Below are 13,250 nucleotides of genomic sequence, written 5' to 3' on the forward strand. Positions count from 1 at the left end.
TCCGACCGTGAGTTGCTTCCGTCCGACTGTCAGCGATCTTCATCCGACCGTGAGATGCTTCGTCCGACTGTCAGCGATCTTCGTCCGACCGTGAGTTGCTTCCGTCCGACTGTCAGCGATCTTCATCCGACCGTGAGATGCTTCGTCCGACTGTAAGCTGCTTAGTCATACTTACTTGGTAACCATTCGTCCAATTACAAGACGCTGAATTTCTTGTGTTCCTTCATAGATTTGAGTGATTTTAGCATCACGCATATAACGCTCGACCGGGTAGTCTTTCGTATAACCGTAACCCCCAAATACTTGAACAGCTTCTACAGTCACCTTCATCGCTGTGTCCCCTGCAAATAGTTTGGCCATTGCTGATTCCTTTTGATAAGGAAGACCTTCCGATTCATTATAAGCAGCCTGGTAAGTTAATAGACGGGATGCTTCTATTTCTGTCGCCATATCTGCTAATTTAAAAGAAATCCCTTGATTTTTAGCGATCGGCTTTCCGAACTGTTCACGTTCTTTGGCATATTCAGCCGATGCATCCAGTGCACCTTGAGCAATACCAACTGCTTGTGCAGCGATACCATTTCGGCCCCCATCTAAAGTTGTCATCGCTATTTTAAAGCCATCACCCTCTTCACCAAGCATATTTTCCTTAGGGATTCGGCAGTTTTCAAAAATCAACTCTGTTGTTGGGGATGATCTGATTCCTAGTTTTTCTTCTTTCTTTCCGAACGTGAATCCTTCTGTTCCTTTTTCAACGATAAAAGCGGAGATCCCTTTATGTTTAGCATCTGCATCTGTTTTAGCAAAGACAACATAAATATCTGCTACTCCACCGTTAGTAATCCAAACCTTAGAACCATTCAAGACATACTCATCACCGTCTAATTTGGCTGAAGTTTTCATGGAAGATACGTCACTACCTGCTCCTGGTTCGGAGAGAGCATAAGCACCTAACGCTTCACCTGTTGCCAAACGTTGTAAGAAATTTTGCTTTTGTTCTTCTGATCCGTATTTATAAATCGGCCAGCTTGCTAGAGATATATGAGCTGAAAGGGTTACCCCTGTCGAAGCACACACACGTGAAAGCTCCTCAACTGCAATCACATAGCTAACAAAGTCTGCCCCAATTCCTCCATATTCCTCTGGCCAAGGAATGCCAGTCAGTCCCAGTTCAGCCATTTGATCAAAGATCCCTCGATCAAAACGCTCTTGTTCATCTCGTTCTGCTGCCGTTGGTCCAACTTCATTCTCAGCAAAGTCACGAACCATCTTACGTAACATTTGTTGTTCTTCTGTTAATTGAAAATTCATCTGCAGTTCCTCCCTTATGATCGAATAAAGTCAATTTAGTCATTGATTAAATGTCTACTAATAACCATGTTCTGTACTTCTGTTGTCCCTTCATAGATTTGTGTGATCTTAGCATCACGGAAGTAACGCTCAACTGGATAATCCTCGGTATACCCATAACCACCAAATACTTGAACAGCCTCAATGGCAACATCTACTGCCGTTTTGGATGCAAATTTTTTCGCCATAGAAGCTTCTTTGCTACTGTTTTTTCCAGCTTGATACATGGAAGCAGCATGGTAGATTAATAGTTTAGCGCTCTCGACAGCCGTAGCCATATCTGCAAGTTTAAATGATACCCCTTGGTGATGAGCAATTGGTTTCCCAAATTGCTCACGCTCTTTAGCATAGTCAACCCCTGCCTCAAGAGCTGCTTCTGCTATCCCAAGCGCTTGAGCAGCAATACCGATTCGACCAATGTTTAAGTTGGCTAAAGCAATCTTTAACCCTTCTCCTTCTTGGCCTAGTAGTTGATTAGCAGGGATTTTACATTGATCGAAATTTAATGAGATCGTACTTGAACCATGTAAACCCATTTTCTTCTCCGGCTTTCCCATCTCAAACCCTGGTGTGTCTTTCTCAACGATAAATGTGGATAACCCTTTACTTCCTGCTTCAGGGTCTGTATTGGCAAATACAATATACGTATCTGCATAACCACCATTCGTAATAAAAACTTTAGAACCATTGAGTATATAGTGGTCTCCATCCTTAATCGCTTTAGTTTTCAGTCCTCCGGCATCACTACCAGCACCTGGTTCAGTTAAGGCAAAAGCACCTAAATATTCTCCTGAAGCTAGTTTTGGGATATAGTGATTGATCTGTTCGTCACTTCCAAACTTAAGAATTGGAAATGTGCCAACAGATGTATGAACTGATAAGATGACACCAATCGTTGCACTTACTTTCGATAACTCATGAATGGCAATGATATAAGACATATAATCCATTCCTGAGCCACCGTGTTCTTCACTAATTGGGATTCCTAATAAACCTAAGTCCCCCATCTTCTTAATAACTTCTTGGGGAAATCGGTCTTCCTTTTCCATTCTTTCGATTTCTGGTGCAACTTCTTTTTGGGCAAAGTCGCGCACCATTTTGCGCATCATTTCTTGTTCTTCTGTAAACTGTAAGTTCATGGGGATGCACTCCTTCAATCCACTTTATTCGTACACATAAAAACCACGTCCCGATTTCTTCCCTAACCAACCTGCGTTAACATATTTGCGAAGTAATGGACAAGGGCGATACTTACTGTCACCAAAGCCTTCATGTAAGATTTCCATAATATATAAGCAAGTATCTAAACCGATAAAATCGGCTAATTGCAATGGCCCCATCGGATGATTCATACCTAATTTCATCACCTGATCCACCGCTTCAGGTTCTGCCACTCCTTCAAACACTGTATAAATAGCTTCATTAATCATTGGCATTAACACTCGATTGGAAACAAAACCAGGATAGTCGTTCACTTCAACCGGCACTTTATTAAGTTGTTTTGTTGTTTCATTGACAAGTCGGTAGGTTTCATCAGATGTCTGGATGGCGCGAATTACTTCTACTAACTTCATGACTGGTACTGGATTCATGAAATGCATTCCAATCACTTGGCTTGGTCGTTCAGTTACTGCTGCAATATCGGTAATCGGTAATGAAGATGTATTGGTTGCAAGAATCGTATGTTTTGGTGTAACTTGATCTAACTGTTGAAACACTTTTGTTTTAACATCCATATTCTCTACTACTGCTTCGATCACTAAATCACAATCACTAGCATCTTCGAGGTTGGTAGTTGTTTGAATTCTATTTAAGGCTTCTTCCTTTTCACTCTCCGTGATTCTTTCTTTTTCAACGTTACGGATTAATCGTTTTTCAATTCCTTTGTATCCGTTTTCTAATGACTGTTCAGAAACGTCATTTAAAACCACGTCAAAAGATGCTTGAGCAAAGACTTGGGCAATACCTGCTCCCATTTGGCCTGCTCCAATCACCATGACTTTTTTGACTGACATGATTGACTCCCCCTTTTAATTTCTACTAATATATTCGTTTCACCTATTTTATCCATGTTTCATTAACACTACTGTTTAGGAACTTCTATTAATAGGGCATCTCCTTGCCCACCACCAGAACAAATTGAAGCGATACCTAAGCCGCCTCCTCGGCGTTTAAGTTCGTAGGCAAGTGTCAGGATGATTCTGGTACCACTAGCACCAATTGGGTGACCTAATGCTACTGCCCCACCATTGACATTCACTTTTTCAGGGGCCAATCCTGCAATTTTCCCACTAGCAAGTGAAACTGCAGCAAACGCTTCATTGACCTCAAACAAATCTATATCTTCGAGAGAGTACTGTGTTTTTTCTAGTAGTTTGTTAATAACGATTCCAGGGGTTTCCGGAAAACGATCAGCTTCAACCGCTACTTCTTCATGGGCTACAATGTTTGCTAAAGGTTCTTTTCCCAATGATTCTGCCTTCTCGCTCGACATCAACACAAGTGCGGCTGCACCATCATTAACACCTGGTGCATTCCCAGCTGTAATCGTTCCATCCTTATCAAATGCTGGTCGTAATTTAGCTAACCCTTCAGCTGTTGTCCCATCACGAGGTGCTTCATCTTGCTCTACTTTAATTGGATCCTTTTTCCGTTGAGGCACTTCAACTGTAGCGATTTCCTCTTGCATCTTTCCGTTTTCCATCGCTTCAAGCGCTCTGGTGTGACTTCTTGCAGCCCATTCATCTTGTTGTTCACGTGTCAATTCAAAAGACTTAGCCGTCTTATTGCCGTATGTACCCATGTGAACATTTTCAAATGAACAAGTAAGACCATCGTGGACCATCATATCAACAACTTTTTGATCTCCCATACGCATGCCCCAGCGTGCATTAGGCATAAAATAAGGCGCATTACTCATGCTCTCCATTCCACCAGCAACAACAACTTCTTCTTCTCCTAACCGAATCATCATGTCACCTAGGGCCACACTGCGCATACCTGATGCACAAACTTTGTTAATCGTTTCTGTCTTCGTTTCCCAAGGGATATCAGCATAACGCATAGCTTGTCGTGAAGGTAACTGACCTTGGCCTCCTTGTAAGACAGTTCCCATAATTACCTCTTGAACGTCCTCACCTTGAATTGCTGCTCGCTTTAGCGCCTCCTTAATAGCAATACCACCTAACTGCGCAGCTGTTAAAGGTGCTAATGAACCCCCAAACTTTCCAAATGGTGTTCTCGCACCAGCGACTATAACTGTTTGACTCATCATACTCTCCCCTTTCCGACTTTGTAAACGCTACCATTAATTATAACATAATTTGATTGAGCGTTCGCTCAATTAGGAGCAATTTTTAAAAAATTTATTTTAGTATAAATATTAAGTTTACTGTTATTATTTACCGTTGATTGTTTGGCTCATTACTTTAATTAAAGCATAAAAAAACTGATGCGTAGGTTTAGCCTACGCACCAGTTTTATCTAAGTGAATTATTCAGCTACAACTGGTTCGTCTTCAGTTACACCAAGTTCATACCAGTATACACCTGAACCAGGAGCGATATCGTAGTTTACGATACGATCGTTAGCTGGTAGCATTAGTGCACGGTATAATGTTGGGAATACTGGAATCTCCTCAACCATTAGCTCTTGCCACTCACTGTAAACTTCTTGACGGTATTCTACGTCAAATGCTTCATCAGAAATACCTTCTTCTAATAGACGGTCATTTTCTTCACTAGCATAACGTGGGTAGTTGAATGCTGCATTACGACCGTATAATCCTGAAGGGTCTACGTCAGAACCAACACCCCAAGCACCTTGGTAAATGTCGATTTCTGGGTCATCAGCTTCTACTCTGTCATAGAAACTATTGAACTCTAGTAAACGTCCATCTACTAATTCAACGTTTAGACCAACAGCTTCCCAAGCTTGCATATAGTAGTTAGCGATTGGTTCTGCAACGTCGCCACCAGACATTGAAGCAAAGTTAATAACTAACTCTTCACCATCTGGATCTTCACGCAAGCCATCACCATCTATATCTTCGTAACCAGCTTCATCTAATAGACGGTTAGCCTCATCTGGATCATATGATGGTGCTTCAATTGAATCGTCATGATAGTCTGGGTGAGATGGTACGATTAATGTTGTACCAGACCAACGAAGACCGTTGTAGAACTGTTCACCAACTGAGTCGTTATCAACTGCGTGCCACATAGCCTTACGTAGGTTTTTATTACCCATCTTCATGTTTTCTGGCTCGTAAACAACTTCGCCAGCATCTTCATCCCAATGACCTAATTTGAATCCAATATACGTGTATGCTAAGTCGATATCCGCTAAGAATTCAACGTTAGACATATCCGCATTTTCTGGATATTGGTCTGTAGGGAAGCTAGATACGATATCTACTCCACCAGTTTCTAATTCTTGAACAACAACGTTAGGGTTAACTACTTTTACAGTTAGAGTATCTAAGTTCGGCTCTCCACGCCAGTAGTTTTCGTTCTTAACCATTGATACAGACTCACCAGGGACGATTGAATCGACAACGAATGGTCCAATACCAATTGGTTCTTCACGTACAGCGTCACTTTCTTCCATTTCTGCTACAGGAATATCTTCAAACACATGTTTTGGTAAAGCGTAAGTCCATACACCACCAGTTAATAATGATGGAGTTAAACGCTCATATTGAATAGTAAAAGATTTTTCATCGTGAATTTCAATACCAGGAATTGAATCTGTATTTCCTTCACGATATTCGTCAATACCTTCAATTAGTGTGAAGCCTGGAGTACCCCAACGGATACCAGTATAATCAGGGTGAGCAATTACCTCATATGAATATACCCAGTCTTCTGCTGTTAACTCTTCACCATCATGCCACTGTACATCATCACGGATTGTGAATGTGATTGTGTTAGCATCTTGATCCGCTTCATATGTTGCAGCGCCATCTTGTGTATAAGTGTAGTTTTCGTCCATTGACAATAATGCTTCATCAAAGAACTGAATAATTTGTGAATCCGGGTTACCTTGATAGAAGTTCCAGTTTAAAGTACCTTCAAACACTGTATCAGATACTAAACCGAAAGTAACATCGCCTCCATCAATCGGTTCGCCATCGTTTGATACTGCTGTATCAAAGTCTGAGACATCATAAATTTGATCTTCTGGATCAACAGGATCATCATCAGGCTCATCGCCGTCGTCATCTGGATCATCTGTTTCTTCTGTTGTATCACCTGGATCCTCGTCTGTTTCCCCATCCCCTGTGTCATCGCCACCACATGCAGCTAATACAAGGAATAGTGCGAGCATTAAGACAAATAAATATTTGCCCCATAAAGATTTGCTCATAAATAATACCTCCCCTTTTTTCCTTTATTTAGTCATGTCAAAGAATTTGACTGACCTAAATTTATACTGATCGCAGCCCAATTTAATGGGCTGGCGATAGTAACATAGATTGATAGAATTTCTTTTAATTTTGCTATGCTCTTCTTTGTCTAGCATCGGCCGCACGTTTTAATGCTTCACCAACGTTACGTACAGCTAGCATTAATATTAAAATTAATACAGCTGCCGGCACCCAAATCCACCATCTAAATTCTAATGTTTGTGGATTGGTTGCATAGCCGAGTAAGGTTCCTAAACTAGGCGTATCCTCAGGAAATCCGAATCCTAGGAATGATAAGCCTGACTCTAAGCCTATATTGGCTGCAAGGTTCAGCGTCATCGTTACGACAATTAATGACGTAATGTTCGGTAAAACCTGTGTAAATATAATTTTTGTATGCGAAGAGCCAAGCGTCCTTGAAGCTTGAACATAATCTAACTCTTTCTCTTGCAATGCCCTTGAACGGATCAACCTGGCGATTCCCATCCACAGGAATGCTGTCATAACAAGTGAGAAGGACCATACACTATACTTTGGAACAATAGCAACAAATACGATGATGATCATTAAGTTTGGTAATACCATGAAGAAGTCAACTATACGCATCATCACGTTATCAATGTGGCCCCCGAAGTATCCAGCAACAACACCGAATACGATTCCGATAAAACCTGACATCACCGTTACTAATATTCCAATAAGTAACGAGTTACGAGTCCCAATAATTAACTGACCAAAGATATCACGTCCACCATAATCTGTACCTAACCAAAATTCACTTGAAGGTGGTTCATAAATGGCAAACAAGTCGACTGTTACGATTTCATCTTGGTCTAGTATCCATGAAATCCCAAATACAAATGCAGTTATTAATACTAAAAAGATTAAAGAGAATAAGGCTAATTTATCCTTTAAAAGCTCCTTCCAAAAGATCTTGAAACCTGAAGGACTTTTATCGAACTTATCAAAATCTACTGTTTCTTCTACTTCCTGTGCGTTATTTTTATTACTCACTCGTTTCACCCCCTAAGCTGCCTTTCTTATTTGATTCGAATCCTTGGATCAACAATACTTAAGATAATGTCAGACAGTAATGCACCAATAATAGCTGCTAAACCAAACAATAATACTAGTGCAGTTACTACTGAGTAGTCTCTTAACAAGATAGACTCAATAAATAAATTCCCCATTCCCGGGTAGCTATATATTCTCTCGACAAAGACTGAGCCACTAATTAACATCGTAATTTCATATCCAAAGAATGCAGCAATCGGTAACACTGAATTCCGGAAAATATGACGGTTATAAACTCTTGATTCAGGTGCACCTTTTGCTCTTGCAAGTAATATGAAATCCTTTTGTTTCGTATCTATAATCTCACTACGTAAGTATTGTACCGTACCAACAACCCCAATTAAGGCAATCGATAAACCTGGTAACAATAGATGGTGTAACTTACTTAATATATATTCCATTGATCCTGGTTCTAGTCCTGGTGCTACTGAACCACCAGTTGGGAACCAACCAAAATGGAACCCGAATACCCATAAAGTAACTAAAGCAAAAATAAATAGTGGTGTTGCGAAACCTAAGTAAGTATAACCAGTAATCACTTGGTCAATTAAACGGTCATTGTATCGACCACTAATAATTCCTAATGGTAAACCAATAGCATAGATAAAAATTACCGATACTAATGATAACCAGAAAGTATTAATTATTCGGCCCCAAATCAAATCTGTTACCGGCATCTTAAAACGAAATGAATCTCCAAAATCCCCTTGAACAGCACCAACAACCCAATCCTTATATTGTATGTACCATGGGTCGTTCATTCCTAAACGTTCTCGCATCTCATCTATAGCATCTCGTGATATATTTGGATCTATTTGTCCAGATAAAGCATCACCTGGCATTAAAGATGCAAGAATGAAAACAAATAAACTTAGAACTACTATCTGCGGCATAGTGATAATTAATCTTCTAACTATAAATTTCCACATAATCCAATCAACCTCTCTCTGGTAACGCTACTTTGTGTGTGTCTGTGACTGGCTTAAGACTATGCGCTAAGCCGTTTTCGTCAAAGTAATCGTTAAACGATTGTTCGTATTCTTCTTTGACTTGTGCGCGAAAACTTTGATGTTCTTCACGCCTTCTTGGATCAACATCTGGAATTGCCGCAACTAACCTTTTGGTATAAATGTGCTGTGGGTCATTAAAAATATCATCTCTTAAACCTTCCTCAACAAACCGACCACGATACATAATACCGATTCGGTTACACATATGTTTAATAACTCCTAAGTCATGTGCGATAAATAAGATCGTTAAGTTTAAATCTTTTTGAATATCCTGCAAGAAGTTTAAAACCTGCGCCTGTACAGATACGTCTAATGCTGATACAGGCTCATCAGCTATAATTAGTTTAGGTTTTAATGCAATCGCACGCGCGACTCCGATACGTTGTCTTTGCCCACCCGAGAATTCGTGTGGATATTTATAAACGCTGTCAGAGCTCAAACCGACCTTCTCCAGTAACTCTTGTACTTTAAACATTTCTTCCTTTTTAGTCATTTTTTCATAATTTCTAAAAGGTTCAGCAATGATATCAAGTACACGTTTTCTCGGATTGAGACTTGAATAAGGATCCTGGAAAATCATCTGAACGTCTCTTCTGACATCAACTTTTTTTCCTTTTTTAGCATTTAAGTGAGTTCCTTCAAAATAAATATCTCCTGAGGTGATATTGTTTAACCCCATGATGGCTTTCCCTGTAGTTGTTTTCCCTGACCCAGACTCTCCTACAAGGCCATATGTTTCACCCTGTTTCACTTCAAAAGAAACGCCATCTACTGCTCTTACATCATCAATTTTACGGTTAAGTATGCCCCCCCTAATAGGGAAATGTATTTTTAGATCATCTACTTTAAGTAACGCCATTAGTTTGTTCCTCCTTGCTCTCTTCTGGGAAGTAGAAATGCTGGTAGCAGGTACAACGAACATGGTGCCCTGGACTAATTTCGTGTAACTTTGGATCTTCTTCGTGTACAGATTCATCCATCCAAGGAATTCTAGATCTAAAACGACACCCTTCTCTCGGTAAATTTTGTAATGAAGGGACAATACCTTGAATAACGTGTAATCGATCCTGTGCATACTCTGTCGCTGGTACCGAGCTTAATAACGATTTGGTATATGGATGTTGAGGATTAACAAATAATGACTCGACATCTGCAAGTTCAACAATTTGTCCTGCATACATAACTGCCACTCGATCTGCCATCTCAGCAACAACTCCTAAATCGTGAGTTATTAGGATGACTCCTGAGTTTAAATCGTCTTTAAGTTCTCTTATTAGATCAAGTATTTGTGCCTGAATCGTTACGTCTAGTGCTGTTGTCGGCTCATCTGCGATTAATAATTCAGGTTTGTTCGCTATTGCAATGGCAATAACGACACGCTGTCTCATACCACCAGATAACTCGTGTGGGAACTGATCAACTACCCGATCTGGACGGGGAATACCCACTCGGTCTAATAACTCGATTGAATATTCACGTCGTTTAGCTTTCGACATCTCACTATTATGTAGGAGAAGGACTTCTCCAATCTGTCTTCCAATTTCCATCAACGGGTTTAAAGCGGTTAATGGGTCTTGGAATATCATTGACATTTCTTTACCTCGTATTTTATTGATTTTAGATGGCGGTAAATTAGCAATGTCTCGTCCTTTAAAAGTGATTTCACCTTCGATTTTGGCTCTGTTATGTAACCCCATAATCGAAAATGCAGTTGCACTCTTACCTGAGCCAGACTCTCCCACTATAGCTAGAACCTCATTTTCCTTAAGTTCTAAGGAGACGTCATCAACAGCTGCATAATACTCCTCACCGATTCGAAACGATGTTGTTAAATTTTTGATTTCTAATAAAGTTTTACTCAACACTATCACCTACACTCAGATTTTCTCGTTGATCCTTTTAGCCTAATATAGAGGTTGTTTATAGATTGTAAATTCGGAAAATTTAATCTAAAAAAATTTAAAATCTTACTTAGGAGTTTCTACCCCTAACTAACCCTATAATTTCCATTTTTGTTTTTCAAACTATTTTAATAACTCTTATTTTATGAAACAAAATGTAAAATTGCAACCTATATTTTATAATTTTCTAAAAATACTTCAAATTTGCATTACAGTTTCATTTCAGAATATTTCTGTACAGTTTATCACTTTCGTATGATTATGCAATAGGAAATTTTATATCTATTAAAAAACCATAAAAAAACCATACTACCGGCCTCCAGTAGTATGGGCATTTATATTTATACAGGTTGATCTACTTTTGCAGGTTCACCAAATATTGAACGTTCTAATACTTCTGCGACATCTTGTGTGGTTACTTCTTCTTCTACTTCTTTAGCTTTCGTCCCATCAGATAACATAGTTAAACAGTATGGACATCCACTTGAAATTGTATTTGGTGACACCTCTAGTGCCTGTTCAGTACGAGCAACATTCACGCGATTCCCTGTTGTCTCTTCCATCCACATCATTCCACCACCAGCACCACAGCACATTGCGTTTTCACGGTTTCGCTCTATTTCGACGTATTCAACTCCTGGGATGGCTTGTAGTATGTCTCGTGGAGGATTATAAACTTCATTATAACGTCCTAAATAACATGAATCGTGGAAGGTAATCTTCTCATTAATAGCATGTTCAGGCGCAAGACGTCCTTCATTTATTAAATCCGCTAATAATTCTGTATGGTGAAAAACTTCACCTTCAAACCCGAAATCTGGGTACTCATTTTTGAAAATATTATATGCATGTGGGTCAATCGTGACGATCTTCTTCACATCATTTTTCTCAAATTCTTTAATATTTTTTTCAGCTAGCTCTTGAAACAGGAACTCGTTACCTAACCTTCGTGGTGTGTCTCCAGAGTTACGTTCTTTATTACCTAAAATGGCAAACTTTACCCCGGCTTTGTTCATTAAGCGAGCAAATGCTAAAGCGATTTTCTGACTACGATTATCATAGGCACCCATTGAGCTAACCCAGAATAAGTATTCAAATTCCTCGCCTTCTTTTTTCACTTCTTTAACCGTCGGAATACGTAATGTTTCGTCCATTTCCCTCCAGTTTTCACGATCTTTCTTAGACAGACCCCATGGATTCCCTTGACGTTCTATGTTCATCATCGCACGTTGAGCATCTTGATCCATTTTACCTTCTGTTAATACTAAATAACGGCGAAGATCAATAATGGTATCAACATGTTGATTCATAACCGGACAGGCGTCTTCACAATTACGACAAGTGGTACACGCCCACAACTCTTCTTCTGTTACAACATCTCCAATTAACTGTTGATTCATCACCTGCTCGGCTAGAGAACTATTAGGTTCAGCTGCTTGATTTCCTGTTGTCTCTGCAAAGGCGTAGGATGGGACCCAAGCTGACTTACCTGTGACAGCTGCTCCTTTTTCTGTTAAATGATCTCGTATCTTTACTAAAAGATCCATTGGTGAGAGCATTTTTCCTGTACCTGATGCAGGGCAAACATTTGTACAACGTCCACATTCAACACAGGCGTATAAATCAAGCAATTGTAACTCGTTTAAATCCTCAACCTTACCAACACCAAATGTTGGCTCCTCATCTGTTTCTTCGATCTCATCGATATCAAAGTTAATTGCTTCAAGCTTCCCATGTTGCTTATCCTTATTGAAATAAACATTGGCAGGCCCTGCAATTAAGTGTGCGTGTTTTGACTGTGGTACATAGACTAAAAAGCTTAGTAGCGCGATTAAGTGGATCCACCACATCACATAAAACATCGCTGTAGCTACAGTTGGACTCATCCACATAAAGGCAGCAGCAATAGCTGAAGCAACCGGTTCAGTCCAAGTTAATTCATGCCCATGCCAAATCATATCAAAACCGTTCCCTGCTAAAACAGTGACCATTAATGTACCAATAAAAATTAAAACTAGACCTGCTTTAAAGCCACGTTTGAGGCGAACAAGTTTCTCAATATATCGACGGTAAAACGCCCAAATAACAGCCACTAAAATAGTCAGAGTGACAATCTCTTGGAAAAATACAAACCCAGGATAGAAAATACCTAATGGAAGGTGTGAGCCAGGTGCTAGCCCCTTCCAGATGTAATCAATAGCACCAAATTGAACGAGTAAAAAGCCATAGAACATCATGACGTGAATAATACCAGATTTCATATCTTTTAATAGTTTTTTCTGGCCAAAAACATATGTCCAGATGTCTTTCAATCGGCTTTTCACATCTTGGTCGTACTCCTGTTTGCGTCCTAACTTAATATAAGCAATACGTGTCCGGACGACTTGCACAAATAAATAAATCCCGTACAATGTAATAGCTAAAAAAGCTATCCAGTTGATCCATAATAGCGCTTCCATAATTTAGACTCCCCCCACTGTTTGTATTCACTAAGACGACTTACTACAA

General features: G+C 39.7%; 10 protein-coding genes. All 10 read right to left on the minus strand.

The genetic code is table 11. The features are described from left to right. Positions 1-171 precede the first annotated feature (171 nt). Entirely contained in the window at positions 172-1,311 is a 1,140-nt protein-coding gene (locus HWQ49_RS10805) for an acyl-CoA dehydrogenase (RefSeq protein ID WP_188207633.1), read from the minus strand. A gap of 35 nt (positions 1,312-1,346) precedes the next feature. Continuing rightward, a complete protein-coding gene (locus HWQ49_RS10810) occupies positions 1,347-2,489 on the minus strand; it encodes an acyl-CoA dehydrogenase (protein ID WP_188207634.1) in 1,143 nt (380 codons plus the stop codon). A 24-nt stretch (positions 2,490-2,513) separates the two neighbouring features. Then, positions 2,514-3,365, minus strand: coding sequence for a 3-hydroxybutyryl-CoA dehydrogenase (locus HWQ49_RS10815; protein ID WP_188207635.1), 852 nt, complete (start codon positions 3,363-3,365; stop codon positions 2,514-2,516). Positions 3,366-3,433: 68 nt separating this feature from the next. Further along, complete coding sequence (locus tag HWQ49_RS10820) at positions 3,434-4,621, minus strand: acetyl-CoA C-acetyltransferase (protein ID WP_188207636.1); 1,188 nt, start codon at positions 4,619-4,621, stop codon at positions 3,434-3,436. A 221-nt stretch (positions 4,622-4,842) separates the two neighbouring features. After that, entirely contained in the window at positions 4,843-6,717 is a 1,875-nt protein-coding gene (gene opp4A / locus HWQ49_RS10825) for an oligopeptide ABC transporter substrate-binding protein (protein ID WP_188207637.1), read from the minus strand. A 133-nt stretch (positions 6,718-6,850) separates the two neighbouring features. Further along, positions 6,851-7,771 (minus strand): ABC transporter permease, encoded by a 921-nt coding sequence (locus tag HWQ49_RS10830; protein WP_188207638.1) that lies wholly within the window; start codon positions 7,769-7,771, stop codon positions 6,851-6,853. A gap of 26 nt (positions 7,772-7,797) precedes the next feature. Beyond that, positions 7,798-8,760 (minus strand): oligopeptide ABC transporter permease, encoded by a 963-nt coding sequence (opp4B, locus tag HWQ49_RS10835; RefSeq protein ID WP_188207639.1) that lies wholly within the window; start codon positions 8,758-8,760, stop codon positions 7,798-7,800. Positions 8,761-8,767: 7 nt separating this feature from the next. Next, positions 8,768-9,700, minus strand: coding sequence for an ABC transporter ATP-binding protein (locus HWQ49_RS10840; protein ID WP_188207640.1), 933 nt, complete (start codon positions 9,698-9,700; stop codon positions 8,768-8,770). Next, positions 9,687-10,703 (minus strand): ABC transporter ATP-binding protein, encoded by a 1,017-nt coding sequence (locus HWQ49_RS10845; RefSeq protein WP_223155133.1) that lies wholly within the window; start codon positions 10,701-10,703, stop codon positions 9,687-9,689. The genes HWQ49_RS10840 and HWQ49_RS10845 overlap by 14 nt, the downstream gene beginning before the upstream one ends. A gap of 380 nt (positions 10,704-11,083) precedes the next feature. Beyond that, on the minus strand, positions 11,084-13,201 hold the full coding sequence (locus HWQ49_RS10850; RefSeq protein ID WP_188207642.1) for a (Fe-S)-binding protein: 2,118 nt from the start codon (positions 13,199-13,201) through the stop codon (positions 11,084-11,086). Positions 13,202-13,250 lie beyond the last annotated feature (49 nt).

This window comes from Alkalibacillus aidingensis, from assembly GCF_014595945.1.
In the GTDB taxonomy this organism is placed as follows: Bacteria; Bacillota; Bacilli; order Bacillales; family Alkalibacillaceae; genus Alkalibacillus; species Alkalibacillus aidingensis.